Origin of the sequence: Nocardia rhizosphaerihabitans (genome assembly GCF_014646295.1) — a bacterium.
In the GTDB taxonomy this organism is placed as follows: Bacteria; Actinomycetota; Actinomycetes; order Mycobacteriales; family Mycobacteriaceae; genus Nocardia; species Nocardia rhizosphaerihabitans.
In genome coordinates this window covers 978,201-995,435 of sequence record NZ_BMNE01000001.1, presented here as the reverse complement: position 1 = coordinate 995,435, position 17,235 = coordinate 978,201, and the positions used below count along the sequence as shown (strand labels likewise).

The window sequence follows — 17,235 nt, the reverse complement described above, 5'->3', positions numbered from 1 at the left end:
CGTGATAGCGAACAGGTATGGCTCAGCCCGCCGCTACCGTGACCTCGTCGAACACCACTTCCCCCGCGGCGTCGGACTCCTCCAGATCGACGATGGCCGCCAGCGCCCAGCCGTGGTCGCCCGCGGGGTCGTCGAGCACCTGGCGCACATGCCAGAAGCCGGGTCGCTGCTCCACCTGGAACAGCTGCGGGCCGCGCGCGTCAGGGCCGGTGCCGATCGAGGCGTACTCCTCGAAGTAGGGCGCGAAGTCCTGCGCCCAGTCGGGGCCCGGGCTGAGCTCCTCCAGGTCGTACCAGCGTTGCCGGGCGGCCAGCTCGACCCGGCGGAACATGGCGTTGCGCACCATCACCCGGAAGGCGCGCTCGTTGGCCGAGATCGGGCGCACCGACTCCGCGCCGAACGCGATCTGCTCGGCGTCGTTCTCCGCGCCGGGGTTGGTGAGCTGCTCCCATTCGTCGAGCAGGCTCGAATCCACCTGGCGGATCAGCTCGCCGAGCCATTCGGTGAGGTCGTCGAGTTCCTCGGTGCGGGCCGCGTCGGGCACCGTGCGGCGCAGCGCGCGGTAGGCGTCGGCGAGGTAGCGCAGCACCACGCCCTCCGAGCGGGCGAGTTCGTAGAACGAGATCAGTTCGGCGAAGGTCATCGCGCGCTCGATCATGTCGCGCACCACCGATTTCGGTGACGGCGCGAACTCCGAGACCCACGGATGCCCGGCCCGGTAGGTCTCGAAGGCGGGGTCGATCAGCTCGGCCAGTGGCTTGGGCCAGGTGACCTCTTCCAGGAGCTCCATCCGCTCCTCGTATTCGATGCCGTCGGCCTTCATCTCGGCCACCGCGGCGCCGCGGGCCTTGTGCTGCTGGGCCATCAGCAGCTGGCGGGGGTCCTCCAGGGTCGCCTCGATCAGCGAGACGACATCCAGGGTGTAGGTGGGGCTCTCGCGATCGAGCAGCTCGAAGGCGGCCAGCGCGAACGGTGACAGCGGCTGGTCGAGGGCGAAATCACGTTGCAGGTCGACGGTGAGCCGCGCCATCCGGCCCTTGGCGTCGGGTTCGGAGAGCTGTTGCACCACACCGGCATCGCGCAGGGCGCGGTAGAGCCGGATCGCGCGCAGGATGTGCTTGCGCTGGGCGGCGCGCGGCTCGTGGTTGTCCTCGAGCAGGTGCCGCATGGCGACGAAGCAGTTGCCGGGGCGGGCGATCACGTTGAGCAGCATGGCGTTGGTCACCGCGAAGCGCGACACCATCGGCTCCGGCTGCGCGGAGACCAGGCGGTCGAAGGTCTCCTCGCTCCAAGAGACGAAGCCCTCGGGCGGCTTGCGGCGCTGCACCTTTCGCTGCTTCTTCGGGTCGTCGCCCGCCTTGGCGATCAGGCGCGCGTTCTCCACCTCGTGTTCGGGCGCCTGCACGACGACGGTGCCCATGGTGTCGTAGCCGGCGCGGCCCGCGCGTCCGGCGATCTGGTGGAACTCGCGGGCCTTGAGCCTGCGGGTGCGCACACCGTCGAACTTGGTGAGCCCGGTCAGCAGCACCGTGCGGATCGGCACGTTGATGCCGACACCGAGGGTGTCTGTGCCGCACACCACCTTGAGCAGACCGTCCTGGGCGAGTTTCTCCACGAGCCTGCGGTATTTGGGCAGCATGCCCGCGTGGTGCACGCCGATGCCGTGCCGGATCAGGCGCGAGAGGGTCTTGCCGAAGCCCGCGGCGAAGCGGAACTCGCCGATGGCGGTGGCGATCGCGTCCTTCTCGGCGCGGGTGGCGAAATTCACGCTGGTCAGTGCCTGCGCGCGCTCCAGCGCGGCGGCCTGGGTGAAGTGCACGACATACACCGGCGCCTGGTTGGTGGTCACCAGCTCTTCGATGGTCTCGGTGATGGGGGTGCGCACATACGAGAACATCAGCGGGACAGGGCGTTCGGTGCCCGCGACGACCGCCGTGCTCCGGCCGGTGCGGCTTTCGAGATCGGTCGCGAAGAAGTCGACCTCGCCCAGCGTCGCCGACATCAGCAGGAACTGCGCGCGCGGCAGCTCGATGATCGGCACCTGCCAGGCCCAGCCGCGATCGGGGTCGGCGTAGAAGTGGAACTCGTCCATCACGACCTGGCCGACCTCGGCGGCCGCGCCCTCGCGCAGCGCCAGATTCGCGAGGATCTCCGCGGTCGCGCAGATGATCGGGGCGTCGGCGTTGACCGCGGCGTCACCGGTGACCATGCCGACATTCTCGGCGCCGAACACCTCGCACAGTGCGAAGAACTTCTCGCTCACCAGCGCCTTGATGGGCGCGGTGTAGTAGCTGCGCTGCCCGTTGGCCATCGCGAACAGGTGCGCGCCGACCGCGACGAGGGACTTCCCGGAGCCGGTCGGGGTGGCCAGGATGACATTGGACCCCGACGCCAGCTCCATCAGCGCCTCGTCCTGCGCCGGATACAGGGGGGTGCCCTGCTCGGCGGCCCACACCGCGAACGACTCGTAGAGTGCGTCGGCGTCGGTCCCGGGAATTTCGAGCAGGTCGGTCAGATCCACTCCGACCACCCTAGTGGGCGCAGCGGGCGTAGCCCTCGTCAGACCTGCGCACGGCCGGAGCGGAGGCGGAGGTACGCCCCGGGGGTCCCCTGGTCAGGCTTTGTCGTCGCCGGAGGTGTCGTCGTAGCCGCCCTGTTCGGCCAGGAAGCGCTCGAACTCCGCGCCGAGCTCCTCACCGCTGGGCAGTTCGCCGTCGCCTGCCAGCAGGCTGGACTGGCGTTCCTGGGCGGTGACGAAGCTGTCGTACTGGCGTTCCAGCGCCGTGACGACCGTCTCGACTTCCTCGTTGCCCGCGATGTGCTCGGCGACCTGCTCGCGGACGCGCGCCGCGGCCTCGCCCAGCGCCGCCAGCGGCAGTTCCAGGCCCGCGTTGTCGGCGACGTTCTCCAGCAGGGTCTGCGCGGCCTCGGGATAGTCGGTCTGGGCCAGGTAGTGCGGCACGTGCACGGAGAAGCCGAGCGACTCGTGCCCGTGCTGAGCCATCCGGAACTCGAGCAGCGAGGACGCGCTGCCCGGCACCTGCAGCTCACCGGGCCAGCGCTGGTGCTCGCCGATCAGCGAGCGATCCGAGGAATGCGCGGTCACGCCCAGCGGGCGGGTGTGCGGGATCGCCATCGGGATCGCGGACAGGCCGATCGTGCGCCGGACCCCGAGCTGTTCGGCCAGCAGCCGCACCGCGGTCGTGAACTTCTCCCAGCGCAGATCCGGTTCCAGGCCCGCCAGCAGCAGGAACGGGGTACCCGCTGTGTCGCGCAGGGCCCACAGGTTCAGCTCGGGCTCGGCGTAGTCGGAGAAATGATCGGTCTTGAACGTCATCAGCGGACGGCGCGAGCGGTAGTCGAGCAGCTCGTCCACATCGAAGGAGGCGACGAGCTCGGATTCGAGACTCTCGCGCAGATGGGTTGTGGCCAGGCGCACGGCATGACCGGCGTCGGTGAAACCCTCGAGACCGTGCACCAGCACGGGGCCCGCACCGTCGTCCGACGACAGCTGCGGTGCCGGGAACTCCAGCTCGTACATGTGCGACTGATCATCCATCGCGTACTCCTTCCTGCGCGGTCCACCAACGCTCGCGGCGGGGGAGGCGTTCTCCATTGTCCCCCACGCGAGCAGACGCATCGCACACGGCCGGAGGACGGCTCGTCCTGTGCACAACAGCCGCCGCCGCCTCGACATTCCCGCGCGGCGTGGCGGCGGCCCCCGGATCGGCCCGGTGGGGCACAGTGGGTGGTGTGAACGTGGCGGAAACGATACCGACCAGTCCGGTCCCGCGCTCCCGGACGCGGCGCCGGGTGCTCGCCTGCGCGGCGGCGGTCTCGGTCCTGGCGACGGCCGGGTGCGGGCAGAGCATCAGCGGGACGCCGGTCGCCGAGAGCGCGCTGGCGGTGCGGCACATCGACGGCGCGCTGCCTGATCTGTTGCCCGCTGCGCAGCAGTTCCCGGCCCGGTATCCGGCGGTGGTGCTGCCCCCGCAGGCGGCGGCCGCTGCCGCCGGTGATCTCGACGGGGTCGGGGCGGGCGCCACCGTCAGCCCGGCCACCTGCACCCCGCCCGAGCCCGAGGCGGGCGCCGAACCGGCGGCCGTCATGGTCGGATCCGACGACGCGAGCCGTGCGACGCTGACCGTCGAGCTGTCCAGGACCGCCGAACAGCTCGCGCGGCTGCGGGACCGGCTCGGTGGGTGCGAGCAGATCCGTGTCGGCCGGGCCGGCGCGGAGTCGACCGTCACGACCGTGCTCGACAACACCGTCCCGGCCGGCGCCGACGACGCGGTGTCGTTGCGGCGCACCGTGATTCCCGATGTCGGCGGGGCCGGGTTGACGCAGACGATGCAGACCTCGATCGGGCAGATCGGCGACGTTCGGATCACGGTGACGTCGATGACCTTCGGCACCGGGCAGCCCGACGGCGCCGCCGTCGAGGAGATGTTCGCGACCGCCGTTCGCGGCGTGCGTGGCAGCTGAGGGCGTCTACCACGCGGCGGTGACAGATTCGGTCCGGCGGCAGTGCTCGGACCGGGATCGTTCCACAGCCGCGGCATTGTCAACAGGGCAAGAGAAAGCCCAGGTCGCGGGTCGGGCGCGGGAGGAGGCGGCGGGCACGGTGGAGCCATGACACCGTCGACGAACTCCACCCGCCGCGCCAAGCGCACCGGACCCTTCCCCCGAGCGCTCACCTGCGCCGAATCGACCCCCGCCTACCCCGCCGACCTGCCACAGCCGCCCCTGCGAGTGCGGGACCCCGGCGAGCTGATCGCCGCGCTGCCGGCGATGCTCGGCTTCGTTCCCGAACGCTCGCTCGTCGTCGCCGTGCTGCACGAGCCGGGCCGCGGCGGCACCGCCGCGATCGAAGCCGTCGTGCGGTTCGATCTGGACGGGGTTTGCGACCCGGGGCGCATCGACCAGTTCACCGCGTGCGTCGGGTCGATCTGTGTGCGCGAACAGGCGACCGGGGTGCTGGCGATCTTCGTCGACGACCGCACGGAATCCGGTGTGCCGGATGCGCTGCGCGACGTGGCGCTGCTCGATGCGCTCGGCGCGGCGGGCATCGCGGTCCGCGGGGCCTGGTCGGCGCCCGCGATCGTGGCGGGTGCGCGTTTTCGCAGCCTGTTCGACCGGGCAGGCGGAGGTGTCGTCGGTGACCCGGCGGCCTCGCTGGTCGCGCTGTCGCACGTGCTCGACGGCAGGCAGATCCGCCGCTCGCGCAGCGAACTGACCGCTCTGGTCGTGCCCGACCGGCAGCTGCGCGCGCAGGTACTGACCCGGCTCGGCCCCGCAGTGGCGCGGTATCGCGGCGAGCTGTCCGCCGCGCTACGCGCCGGGAACGGCGTGGCGTTCCAGCGTCGTTCGCTGGAATGGGTGCTGTGGCAGATCGCCGACACCGCCTCCGGTGCGCCGCGGGGCGACCGCGACCTCGCGCGACTGGCCGCGACGCTGCGCGACCGGCCGATCCGCGACGCGATGTACGGCCTGGCACTGGGTGATCATGCCGAGGCGGCCGAGCAGCTGTGGGCCCAGCTCGCGCGGGCGACACCCGGCACCGATCGCGCCGAAGCCGCGGCGCTGCTGGGCTTCAGCGCCTACGTGCGCGGCGACGGGCCGTTCGCCGGCGTCGCCCTCACCGCCGCGGTGGAGGCCGATGCCGACCATCCGATGGCGGTGCTGCTGGAGACCTCGCTGCAGAGCGGTCTGCGCCCGGAACGGCTGCGCAAACTCGCCCACTGTGGTCGGCAGATCGCCGCGGACCTCGGGGTCGACATCGGCCCGATCGACCTGTGACGCCGTCGATTTCGCCGCCGGATCAGCGGGCGCTGTGTGCCTTGTCGCCGAGCGAACACAGGAATTCCCAGGCGTCGGTGACGATCTCGTCGAGATCGTTGTGCTCGGGCTGCCAGCCCAGCTCCGCGACAGCACGGTCGCTCGAGGCGATGAGCACCGCCGGATCGCCCGCACGGCGCGGCGCGTCGATCGCCTCGATCGGCAGGCCGGTCACCCGCTCGCACGCCGAGATCACCTCGCGCACCGAGAAACCCGTGCCCGAACCGAGATTGAGGATCCGGTGGCTGCCCGGCTGCGCCGAGGACAGCGCGAGCAGATGCGCCTGCGCCAGATCGCGGATGTGGATGTAGTCACGCACACACGTACCGTCCGGCGTCGGCCAGTCGGTGCCGTACACGGAGATGGCCTTGCGGTGGCCCAGCGCCACCTGCAACACGAGGGGGATCAGATGCGTTTCCACGACCCGGTTCTCGCCGAGACCGCCGTAGGCGCCCGCCACGTTGAAGTAGCGCAGGCTCGTCGCGGCCAGGCCGTGCGCCACCGCATACGAGGTGATGGCGTGATCGATGGCCAGCTTGCTCGCGCCGTAGGGATTGGTGGGGCGAGTGGGCGAGTCCTCGGTGATCGGCACCTGCTCGGGCTCGCCGTACACCGCGGCGGTGGAGGAGAACACCAGGCGCGGCGTCGCGGTCTCGCGGATCGCCTCGAGCAGCGTGAGGGTCTTCACCACATTGCCGTGCCAGTACTTCTCCGGCCGCTCCACCGACTCACCGACCAGCGACTGCGCCGCGAAATGCAGGACACCGTCGAAGGATTCGGCACGCAGCAGCTCCGGCGCCGCGACCGCGATGTCACCGTCGACGAACCGGGCGCCCGCGGGAACACCGTCGGCGTTACCGGTCGAGAGGTCGTCGACGACGACCACCTCGTGGCCTTCCTCGAGCAGGACGGCGGCGCAGACGCCACCCACATAGCCGGCGCCGCCGGTGACCAGAAGTTTCACGAATCAGACCAGCCTCACCTGGACGGCATGCGCCATCTCTTCGGACAGTTCGAAACCGGTGTGCCCCGGCACCGTGATCAGCACCGCACCCGGCTTGGTCTCCACGGTGACACGCGCGTCGGGCACCACACCCGCCTCGCGCAGCCTGCCGATGACCTCCGGGTCGGTCTGGATGTGCTCGGCCAGCCTGCGCACCACCACAGCGTGCAGCGTGCCGTTGGGCAGGTCGGACAGGCGAACGAGCGTCTCCTCGGCGGCGGGGGAATCGCTGAGACCGAGCTCGTCCAGGCCGGGAATGGGATTGCCGTAGGGCGAGGTGGTCGGGTGGTTGAGCACCTCGATCAGGCGCCGCTCCACCTCCTCGCTCATCACGTGCTCCCAGCGGCACGCCTCGGCGTGCACGTTCTCCCAGTCGAGGCCGATGATGTCGACCAGCAACCGCTCGGCGAGCCGGTGCTTGCGCATCACCGCGACCGCCATGGCGCGACCCTTGTCGGTCAGCTCGAGATGGCGGTCGCCCGCGACGAGCAGCAGGCCGTCGCGTTCCATCCGCGCGACCGTCTGGCTCACCGTCGGACCACTCTGCTCGAGCCGCTCGGCGATGCGCGCCCGCAGCGGCACCACGCCCTCTTCCTCGAGGTCGTAGATGGTACGGAGATACATCTCCGTGGTGTCGACCAGATCCTTCACCTGTTACCCCTTCGTCGGCACGAATTCTACCCACGCGCGAACGCCCGTCCGCCCGCCGGACCGGCGGCCCTATTTCTACTGCATGTCAACGCCACACGGGGCCCGCTGCTTCCGGCTAGCGTGGCGAGCATGGTCACGCCGTCGCGCAGCGCAGAGTCCGGGACCGTCGTGTGGACCGAGCGATTCCTCGGCTACACCTGGAGTCCCGAGCATCCGATGAAACCGGCGCGCTTGCAGTTCACCATGTCGCTGGCCGAAAGTCTGGGCGTCCTCGACGGTGTCGAGCCGCTGGCGCCCGACGCGGCGACCCGGACAGACCTGATGCGGGTGCACAGCAGCTCCTATATCGAGGTGGTGCGCCGGGCCGGTGACGGGCCGCCGACGCCCGAGGACACCGTGTACGGCCTGGGCACCGCCGACAATCCGCTCTTTCCGCACATGCACGAGGCGGCCTCGGTCATCGTGGGCGGCACTCTCGCCGCGGCCAGGGAGATCGCGGAAGGACGGACCCGGCGGGCGGTGAGCATCGCCGGTGGAATGCACCACGCCATGCCGGATTCGGCGTCAGGCTTCTGCATCTACAACGATGCCGCGATCGCGATCTCGTGGCTGCTCGATCACGGGTACGACCGCATCGCCTACCTCGATGTCGACGTCCACCACGGCGACGGCGTGCAACGCGCCTTCTACGCCGATCCACGGGTCCTCACGATCTCGCTGCACCAGCACCCGGCGACGTTGTGGCCGAATACCGGCTGGCCGACGGAGACCGGACTCGGCGCGGCGGAAGGCACCTCGATCAACCTTCCGCTACTGCCCGGCACCCGTGATGCCCAGTGGCTGCGCGCGTTCCACGCGGTGGTGCCCGGCGCGGTGGCGGCGTTCCGGCCGCAGATCATCGTCAGCCAATGCGGGGTGGACACCCATCGGGAGGATCCGCTGGCCGATCTCGAACTCACCGTGGACGGCCAGCGCGCGGCTTTCCTGGCCATGCGCGAGCTGGCCGACCGCCATGCCGAAGGGCGGTGGCTGGCCATCGGCGGCGGCGGATACGGCGTGGTGCGGGTGGTCCCGCGCGCCTGGACCCATCTGCTCGCCGCGGCACTGGACAGGCCGCTGGCACCGGAGACACCCGTCCCGGCCGACTGGATCGACCAGGTGCGCGCCGCGTCGCCGCGGGTGCAACCACCGACGAGCATGGGGGACGGGGGCGATACCGCCTACCGGCCGTGGGACGGACCCGGTGGCACCCCCGAGATCGGCGACGCCGGGCAGATCCGTGCCCAGCGGGCGGTCGACACCGCCATCACAGCCACCCGGCGGGCGAGTTTCGGCCTGCTCGGCCTCGATCCGGAGGATCCTCGTGACTGAACCCTTGCTGCCCGACACTCCTGATACACCGGCGAATCCGCCTGAGCCACCGCAACAGTGGTACGGCGATGTGCTCGCCGCCGACGGCGGTGTGGTCCGGGTGCGCCCGATCATGCCCGCCGACGCCGAGTCGCTGGCCGCGTTCCACACCGGACTGTCCGATCGCACGCGCTATCTGCGCTATTTCGGTCCGTACCCGAAGATCTCGCCGAAGGACATGTATCGCACCACCCACGTGGACTATCACGACCGCGTGGGACTGGTCGCGCTGCTCGGCGACGCGATCATCGGCGTCGCCCGCTACGAACTGCTCGACCGGCCCGGCCCGCGCGCGGCCGAGGTGGCCTTCGTCGTCGCCGACGAGCACCAGGGCCGCGGTCTGGGATCGGTACTGCTCGAACACCTCGCCGGCGCGGCGGCCGAGAACGAGGTGGTCGCGTTCGTCGCGGAGGTGCTCGCCGAGAACGAGGCGATGATCACGGTGTTCCGTGATGCCGGCTACCAGCTGCAGCGCAGTCGCGACGGCGCGGAGGTGCACCTGGAATTCGCGATCGACCCCACCGAAGCGCTGCGTACGGTGCGGGACGCGCGCGAGGCCGCCTCGGAGGCACGCAGTGTCGGCAATCTGCTCGCTCCCGGTTCCGTGGCGGTGATCGGCGCGTCGCCGGAGCGGACCAGGGTGGGCGGCGCGGTGCTGGCGAACCTGCTCGCCGGCGGGTTCAGCGGGCCGGTCTTCCCGGTGAACCCGAACCGGCGGTCGGTGCGCGGTGTGCGCGCCTACGCCACCGTGCGCGAGATTCCCGACGAGGTCGACCTGGCGGTGGTAGCGGTGCCGCCGGCGGCGATCGGGTCGGTCCTCGACGACTGCATGGCCAAGGGTGTGAAGGGCCTGGTGGTGCTGACCGCGGGCTTCGGGGAGACCGGTGCGGCCGGTCTGGCCGCCGAACACGACCTGGTCGCCGCGGCCCGCGGCCACGGGATGCGGGTGGTCGGCCCCAGCGCCCTCGGCATCGCCAACACCGACCCCGCGGTCGGCCTCAACGCCACCCTGGCGCCGGTGCTGCCCGAGCGAGGCCGGATCGGCTTCTTCTGCCAATCCGGCCCGCTCGGCGCGGCGATTCTCGGCGAGGCCGCGGCCCGCAACCTGGGCCTGTCGACCTTCGTCTCGGCGGGCAACCGCGCCGATGTCTCCGGCAACGATCTGCTGCAGTTCTGGGACACCGCCGCCGACACCGAGGTGATCCTGCTGTACCTGGAGAGCTTCGGTAACCCGCGCAAGTTCTCCCGGCTGGCCCGGCGGGTGGCGCGGGGCAAGCCGATCGTCGCGGTGAGCAGCGGCAGGCTCGCCGCGGGCGCCGACATGGATCGCACGGTGGTGCGTGACCTGTTCACACAGGCGGGCATCATCCAGGTGGACTCCATCTCCGAACTGTTCGACTGCGCCGCGCTGCTGGCTTGTCAGCCACTGCCGCGGGGCCCTCGGGTCGCCGTGGTCGGCAACAGCGCCGCACTGAACTGGCTGGCCATCGATGCCGCCAACAGCGAGGGCCTCGGCGTGCATCGGCCGGTGACCGCCGTGGACCGCGGGCCGGGCGCCCGGCCGACCGAACGCAGCCTCGGCAACGCGCCGGTCGACGGGCCGGTGGATCTGGGACCCGAGGCCACCCCCGCCGATTACCGCGAAGCGGTCCTGGCCGCGCTGCGCAGCGACCAGGTCGACGCCGTGATCGTCGTCGTCGCCCCGCCGGTACCGGTGCCCATGGGCGGGTTCGCCGACGCGCTGCGCGCGGCAGCGGCGGCCGCACCGGACCGGGACAAGCCGGTCCTGACGACCTTCGTCGCCGAGTCGGGTATCCCGCAGCTCCTGGCGGTCCGCACCACCGGCGGTGCGCCGGCACGTGGCTCGATCCCGTCCTACCCCGACCCGGAACGCGCGGCCAGGGCACTGGCCAGGGTCGAGCGGTACGCGCGCTGGCGCGACCGGCCCGTCTCACCGGTCGTCCGGCCGCCCGGCATCGACACCGCGGCCGCGGCGGCGCTGGTGGAGGGCTGGCTGGCCGAGTCGGGTGGGCGCTGGCTCACCGACGAGGAAGCGGCGCGGCTGCTCGAGTGCTACGGCATCGACGTGGTCGAGTTCCGGGCCGTGCGCGACGCCGAGCAAGCCGTCGCGGCGGCCGAGGAACTCGGGTACCCGGTCGCGGCGAAGGCGACGGGTGAGCTGTGGCGGCGCAGGCCGGATCTGCTCGGCGTGCGCCTGGATCTGTGGGGGCCCGACGCCGTCCGCCAGGCCTACACCGACCTGGTAGCGATCTGTGGCGATCCGCTGCTGCATGTGCAGAAGATGGCGACCAAGGGTGTCGGCTGTGTCCTGCGGGTCACCGACGATCCCTCGTTCGGATCGGTGATCGAATTCGGTCTCTCGGGCATGATCATCGACCTGCTCGGCGACCGCGCCTACCGGGCCCTCCCGCTGACCGCCGAGGAATCCGCCGCGCTGATCGACGCGCCGCGCGCGGCGCCGCTGCTGTCCGGCGGCCCGGCGGGCCCCGCGGTCGACAAGGTGGCGCTGGCCGAACTGGCGCAACGCATTTCGGCCTTGTTCGACGACATCCCGCAGATGCGGGAGCTGTCGTGTGACCCGGTGCTCGCCGCGCCCGCGTCGGCGGAGATCATCTACGCCCGCGCCAGGATCGGCCCGGAACCGAGCCGCTTCGACACCGGTCCGCGCCGGCTGGCCTGAACGAACAACGCCGACCGGCTCGCGGCCACGGAGGGGAGTGGTCGCGGACACCGGTCGGCGTTTCGGCAGACGACCCCTAGGGGGCCGTCGAGTAGGGGATCAGCTGGCGTAGGCGCGCAGCCGGTCGGCGCGCTCACCCTTGCGCAGCTTGGACATGACCTCGCGCTCGATCTGGCGGACCCGCTCGCGGGACAGGCCGAACAGCTTGCCGATCTGGTCCAGGGTGCGCGGCTGGCCGTCGTCGAGGCCGAAGCGCAGGCGGATGACCTGCTGTTCGCGCTCGTCGAGGGTGGCGAGGACGCTGCGCACGTCGTGGTGCAGCAGGCCCGCGATGACGGCGCTCTCGGCGGAGGTGGCCTCGGAATCCTCGATGAAGTCGCCGAGCGGGGCCTCCTCGTCGTTGCCGACGGGCATGTCCAGGCTTACCGGGTCGCGGCTGTGGTCGAGCAGGTCGGCGATCTTCTCCACCGGGATGCCCGACTCGTTGGCGAGCTCGGCGTCGGTGGCCTCGCGACCGAGCTGCTGGTGCAGTTCACGCTTGATCCTGGCGAGCTTGTTGACCTGTTCGACCAGGTGCACAGGCAGGCGGATGGTGCGGCTCTGATCGGCCATACCGCGGGTGATGGCCTGACGGATCCACCAGGTGGCGTAGGTGGAGAACTTGAAGCCCTTGGCGTAATCGAACTTCTCCATCGCGCGGATGAGTCCGAGGTTGCCCTCCTGGATCAGGTCGAGCAACGGCATGCCGCGGCCGGTGTAGCGCTTGGCCAGCGAAACGACCAGGCGCAGGTTGGCCTCGAGCAGATGCGAGCGGGCGGACTGCCCCTCACGGACCAGAATCGCCAGATCACGCTTGCGGGTCGCCGATAACCGCTTACCGGTCTCGAGCAGGTGCTGGGCATACAGGCCCGCCTCGATACGCTTGGCCAGTTCGACCTCGTCGGCCGCCGTGAGCAGTGCCGTGCGGCCGATTCCGTTCAGGTACACGCGTACCAGGTCGGCTGCGGGGCTCTGGGCGTCGATATCGGACTCGCTGGGGCGCACACGAGTAGTGGCGGGGCTTGTCATGACTTGCCTCCTGTCGGTGGTGTCTCACTCCGATCAACGGACCCGACTTAGAGAAAGTTCCCGATCCCGTCGGTGATAAACCGCTCTGAGCTGCGGATTCCTACCCTTACGGCTGAGAAGTTCCTGAGAAGAGCTCCGGGTGCGGAACTCGGCCCCACCGCCGTTCGGCTCAGACGGGCCGCACCAGTCCATGGCGTACCAGTCCGGCGACGACGCCGAGGGCCTGGGCGGCGAATTCAGGGGTCACCTGTTCGGCGCCGTCGGCCAGAGCGAGCAGTTCGAGCAGTTCGTACAACGGCAGACCATCGGGCCGCATTCCCGCGACCAGCGCGACCGTCGACTCGTCGACCTCGTGCTGCCAGCGGGGACCGTCACCGCGATGCAGCCGGGCCACCTCCTCGGTCCAGCCGTGTTCACCGGGCAGATACACCCGTTCGAGCGCGGTCGCCGGGCTCGGCGCGAAACGGGATGTCCAGGCGAGATTGTCGTCGGCGGCGACGGCGCGCAGCCACGCCGACCTGGCGAAATAGGCCGCCGCCTCGTTGCCGAGCGGATCGTCGAAACCGTGCACGAGGTCCTCGGCCATCAGTTCGGTCGGGCCGTCGATGGCGTGCAGGTAGACGAACCCGAAGCCGACGCCCTCGACCTCGGCGGCGTCGAACGCCTCCAGCCACTGCTCGGCGCGGGCCTGCGCGGCCGGATCGCGGGGGTCCAGACCCGCATCACGCAGCCAGGTGCCGACGTAGAGCGCCGGGTCGGCGACATCGCGCTGCACGACCCAGGCGTCGACGCCATGCTCGGGCAGCCACGACGACACCCGCTGCCGCCAGTCCTGGCCCTCGACATGCACCCAGGCGGCCAGCATGGCCGCGGTGCCGCCGGGCGCGAGCAGCTCGGGCGCCTGCCCGATGACCAGCTCGCTGGCGCCGTCGAGCGCGAGCCCGGAGTCGCGATAGGTGTGCTCGATGCGCGCCGGGCCGACGACGAACGGGGGATTGGCCACGATCTGATCGAAACGGCGGCCCGCCACCGGCTCGAACCAGGACCCTTCGAGCAGTTCGATGTCGAGTTCGTTCAGTGCGGCCGTGGCCTGCGCGAGCCACAGCGCCCGCGCGTTGACGTCGGTGGCGGTGACCCGGCCCGCGTATCCCGCGGCGTGCACGGCCTGCACGCCGCAACCGGTCCCCAGATCCAGCACCGTGCCCACCGGGACGGTCGGCGTGGCCCGCAGCAGCGACAGCGACGCGTGCCCGACGCCGAGCACGTGGTCCTCGGTCAGGGTGCGCCTGCGCATCGAATCGTCGAGGTCGGACAGGATCCAGCGGGTGCCCGAACCCGTGTCGAGCGGACGCAGATCCAGTGCGGCGCTGAGCTCGTCGCCGTCGCGGGTCAGCAGACCCGCCGCGACGGCGTCGTCGATGCGCACCGGTGCCAGCGCCGCAGCCACCTCGCGCTCCGGCAGCGCGTCGCCGAGCAGCAGCAGCCGGATCAGCGTGCCCAGCTCACCGGCCGCCCGCGCGGCCCGGCGCACCGGCACCGGCTCCGACCGGCCCAGTGCCGCATGCACATCGGGGCCGAGCGCCTCGACCAGCGTGTCGGCGTCGTAGCCGACCCGGATCAGCGCCGTGCGCAGGGCAGGGCACAGTGCGGTGAGCGGGGAACCGGAGGTGGCGGCGGGGTTCGTAGGCACCCGATTACTGTGCCAGGGCCGCGCACCGGGCGAACGACCCGCTCGGACCGCGTGTCGTGGCGTGGTGTGCGTGCCGGGCTCTCAGCCGGTGTACGGGTCGCGGCCGGTGACGCAGTAGAGCGCGCCGCCGGGATCGCGCAGGACGATCCAGCGCTCGCCGTCGGCGACGCGGTCCGCGCCCAGAGATTCGTGCCAGGCCGCCGTGGCGGCGATGTCGGTGGAGGCCAGATCCACGTGCGCGGCGGCCGGACGGGGGTCGTCGAGGCGCTGGAGCAACAGCTGCAGTGGCTCGTCGTCGCCGCGTAGCCGGGAGAATTCGGGGCGGCGGGACGGCTGGTGGGTCCAGCCGGTCAGCGATCGCCAGAAGGCGGTGTCGGTCGCGATGTCGGCGGGGGCCAGGTCGAGGCAGATCTGGTCGAGGCGGGTCACGGTGCCGTCCGGTGCTGTCGACACGGTGACCGGAGGGGGCACGTCGGTCTTGACCGGGGTGAAGCAGAACGTCTGTCCGGCAGGGGATTCGAGGACGGCGTAGTCGGGAGCGACCAGGACGATGTGTGCGCCGAGCCCGGTCGCGGTCGCCACCGCGGCGGGAATGTCGTCGACGTCGAGATCCAGGTGGATGCCCCCACCGTCACCGACCGCCTGCATCTTGACCCAGGCCGGTCCGGTGGCAGGCAGCAGTGTCACGAATTCGTCGTGCGCGCCGCGCGGCGCCGACACCGTCGAGCCGGTGACGGTCGCCCAGAAGCGGACACAGTCGGCGAATCTGTCGGCAGGCCGATCCAGGAACGCCCACATCCAGCGAATCATGTTGTCTCCCTGCCAGTCCGCCGCCCGCCACGAACGGTAGGCGTCCTTCCGTGCGCTGTCGACTGGATTCCCCCGAGCTACACGAGAAACGAGCGAACTCGATGGGCCCGGAAGATCCGTTGGCAGGATATCGATGAAAGATGGCATACCGGCCACTCGTTCGTGTCGCACAGATCCGGCACCCTGTTTCGGGTGACCGATCTCCGCGCGCCCCTGTCGTCCACCGGCGACGACGACTCGGCCGACCGGGCCGTCCCCGCACCGCATTCCGCCACGGACACCCAGGCCCAGCGACCCGCGGACGCCGTCGACGGCGAGATCGACGCGGCCCCGCGCGGTCGAACGACCCTCCATCCCGCGTGGATCGTGGCGGGCGTCGGCTTCGTCGCCCTGCTCGGCGCCGCCGCCTTCCGCTCGGTGCCCAGCGTCCTGATCGACCCGCTGCACACCGAGTTCGGCTGGTCGCACGCCACCATCTCCACCGCCGTCTCGCTGAATATGCTGCTCTACGGCCTGATCTCGCCGTTCGCCGCCGCCCTGATGGATCGCTTCGGCATCCGGCGGGTGGTGTGCTCGGCGCTGGTGCTGATCGCGGCGGGCAGCGGGCTGACGGTGTTCATGACCCAGGCCTGGCAACTGGTGGCGACCTGGGGGCTGCTGGTCGGGATCGGCGTGGGGTCGATGTCGATGCCGTTCGTCGCCACCATCACCGGGCGCTGGTTCGTGCGCAGCCGCGGGCTGGTCACCGGCGTGCTCACCGCGGCGGGAGCGACCGGTCAGCTGGTATTCCTGCCACTGGTGTCGATGCTGGCGCACGCGCACGGCTGGCGGTTGCCGTCGGTGATCGTGGCCGCGGTCGCGCTGGCCGTGGTGCCCTTGGTGTGGTTGTTCGTGCGCGATTACCCCAGCGATGCCGGGGTGCGGGCTTACGGCGCACCGCCCGGCTCGGACGCCGGGGCGCGGGTCCCGAGTACCGGCGGCGCGGGCCGGGCGCTACAGGTATTGGCCGCGGCCGCGCGCAGGCCCGGATTCTGGCTGCTGGCAGGCGGTTTCGCGGTGTGCGGGGCATCGACGAACGGCCTGGTCGGCACGCATTTCGTCACCGCTGCCCACGATCACGGGATGCCGCCGACCACCGCGGCCGGACTGCTGGCGCTGGTCGGGATCTTCGACGTGGCGGGCACGATCGCCTCGGGCTGGCTCTCGGATCGGGTCGACCCGCGCTACCTGCTGCTGGGCTACTACTCGCTGCGCGGGCTGTCGCTGCTGATCCTGCCCTCGCTGCTGGGCCCGCACACCCAGCCGAGCATGTGGGTGTTCATCGTCTTCTACGGTCTGGACTGGATCGCGACCGTCCCGCCGACGGTGTTGCTGTGCCGGGAACTGTTCGGCGCCGACGGCCCGATCGCCTTCGGCTGGGTGTTCGCCGCCCACCAGGTCGGCGCCGCCGTCGCCGCCACCGGCGCGGGGCTCATCCGCGACCTGCAGGGTTCCTACGACCTGGCCTGGTATCTCGCGGGCGCCCTGTGCGGGCTCGCGGCACTGATGTCGCTGCTCGTGCGCCGACCGGCGAAAACCGCGTAGACCGCTATTCGATCGCCTTGTGCGACCGAGATTCCAGGGCGATCTGGTTGTTACGGCCGTCCCAGCGGCTCGGCTCGTTCTTGGTGCGCGGCGGCCGGTCGTTGGCGATCAGCACGGCGATCCACGGCAGCGGCACCGAGGCGACGATGATCAGGATCGACAGCAACGGGTTCTCGAACGCGCTGTAGGCGATCGCGGCCAGGACCAGGCAGGGGATGCGGAACGCCATGATGATCGTGTAGCGGCGCACCCTGGCGCGATGCTGATCGTCGAGCGAGGGCGCGGCCTCGGTGATGAGCACGGGGTGCTTGGCATCGGCGCCGGGGAAGTAGCCGCGCGAGCTAGGCGCGGCGGGCCTGGTCACCTCCGGGTCCGGGGTCGGCTCGTCGGCGCCGGAGGGCTCGCCGTAGGACTGCATACCCCGAGTCTCCCACTCGGCTCGGGCGAACGCACACGCGGCTGGTCAGCGGAGCACGGCCG

13 protein-coding genes are annotated in these 17,235 nt (G+C 71.0%); 5 read left to right on the top strand and 8 right to left on the bottom strand.

The annotated features are described in order from the left end of the window. Positions 1 to 22: 22 nt before the first annotated feature. Both IEY60_RS04450 and IEY60_RS04445 read right to left on the bottom strand, forming a co-directional pair. A complete protein-coding gene (locus IEY60_RS04450; protein WP_189024036.1) occupies positions 23 to 2,521 on the bottom strand; it encodes a DEAD/DEAH box helicase in 2,499 nt (832 codons plus the stop codon). Between the two features lie 93 nt (positions 2,522 to 2,614). Beyond that, complete coding sequence (locus IEY60_RS04445; RefSeq protein WP_189024034.1) at positions 2,615 to 3,559, bottom strand: proteasome assembly chaperone family protein; 945 nt, start codon at positions 3,557 to 3,559, stop codon at positions 2,615 to 2,617. A gap of 194 nt (positions 3,560 to 3,753) precedes the next feature. On the opposite strand from IEY60_RS04445, the gene IEY60_RS04440 reads away from it, so the two are divergent. Together IEY60_RS04440 and IEY60_RS04435 are read left to right on the top strand one after the other, a co-directional pair. After that, positions 3,754 to 4,485, top strand: coding sequence for a sensor domain-containing protein (locus IEY60_RS04440; protein WP_229739532.1), 732 nt, complete (start codon positions 3,754 to 3,756; stop codon positions 4,483 to 4,485). Positions 4,486 to 4,632: 147 nt separating this feature from the next. After that, entirely contained in the window at positions 4,633 to 5,799 is a 1,167-nt protein-coding gene (locus tag IEY60_RS04435) for a DUF4192 domain-containing protein (protein ID WP_189024030.1), read from the top strand. Positions 5,800 to 5,821: 22 nt separating this feature from the next. Here IEY60_RS04435 and galE read toward each other — a convergent pair whose 3' ends face one another. Further along, positions 5,822 to 6,802 carry a UDP-glucose 4-epimerase GalE gene (galE, locus tag IEY60_RS04430; RefSeq protein WP_189024028.1) on the bottom strand — a complete coding sequence of 327 codons (981 nt, stop codon included), beginning with the start codon at positions 6,800 to 6,802 and terminating at the stop codon, positions 5,822 to 5,824. Positions 6,803 to 6,805: 3 nt separating this feature from the next. After that, positions 6,806 to 7,492 carry an iron-dependent transcriptional repressor DtxR gene (locus tag IEY60_RS04425; protein ID WP_189024026.1) on the bottom strand — a complete coding sequence of 229 codons (687 nt, stop codon included), beginning with the start codon at positions 7,490 to 7,492 and terminating at the stop codon, positions 6,806 to 6,808. A gap of 129 nt (positions 7,493 to 7,621) precedes the next feature. On the opposite strand from IEY60_RS04425, the gene IEY60_RS04420 reads away from it, so the two are divergent. Next, on the top strand, positions 7,622 to 8,863 hold the full coding sequence (locus IEY60_RS04420) for an acetoin utilization protein AcuC (RefSeq protein ID WP_189024024.1): 1,242 nt from the start codon (positions 7,622 to 7,624) through the stop codon (positions 8,861 to 8,863). Continuing rightward, on the top strand, positions 8,856 to 11,603 hold the full coding sequence (locus IEY60_RS04415) for a bifunctional acetate--CoA ligase family protein/GNAT family N-acetyltransferase (protein ID WP_189024022.1): 2,748 nt from the start codon (positions 8,856 to 8,858) through the stop codon (positions 11,601 to 11,603). Before IEY60_RS04420 ends, IEY60_RS04415 begins: the two co-directional genes overlap by 8 nt. A gap of 99 nt (positions 11,604 to 11,702) precedes the next feature. Here the strand turns inward: IEY60_RS04415 and IEY60_RS04410 are convergent, their stop codons facing one another. The 3 genes from IEY60_RS04410 to IEY60_RS04400 form a co-directional block, all read right to left on the bottom strand. Further along, on the bottom strand, positions 11,703 to 12,671 hold the full coding sequence (locus IEY60_RS04410) for a sigma-70 family RNA polymerase sigma factor (protein WP_189024020.1): 969 nt from the start codon (positions 12,669 to 12,671) through the stop codon (positions 11,703 to 11,705). Positions 12,672 to 12,840: 169 nt separating this feature from the next. Further along, positions 12,841 to 14,361 carry a DUF7782 domain-containing protein gene (locus tag IEY60_RS04405; protein ID WP_189024018.1) on the bottom strand — a complete coding sequence of 507 codons (1,521 nt, stop codon included), beginning with the start codon at positions 14,359 to 14,361 and terminating at the stop codon, positions 12,841 to 12,843. A gap of 81 nt (positions 14,362 to 14,442) precedes the next feature. Next, entirely contained in the window at positions 14,443 to 15,171 is a 729-nt protein-coding gene (locus IEY60_RS04400; protein ID WP_189024016.1) for a VOC family protein, read from the bottom strand. Between the two features lie 318 nt (positions 15,172 to 15,489). On the opposite strand from IEY60_RS04400, the gene IEY60_RS04395 reads away from it, so the two are divergent. Continuing rightward, a complete protein-coding gene (locus tag IEY60_RS04395) occupies positions 15,490 to 16,755 on the top strand; it encodes an MFS transporter (protein ID WP_189024923.1) in 1,266 nt (421 codons plus the stop codon). A gap of 4 nt (positions 16,756 to 16,759) precedes the next feature. On the opposite strand, the gene IEY60_RS04390 is transcribed toward IEY60_RS04395, so the two are convergent. Further along, positions 16,760 to 17,173 (bottom strand): DUF3099 domain-containing protein, encoded by a 414-nt coding sequence (locus IEY60_RS04390; protein ID WP_189024014.1) that lies wholly within the window; start codon positions 17,171 to 17,173, stop codon positions 16,760 to 16,762. Positions 17,174 to 17,235: the final 62 nt, after the last annotated feature.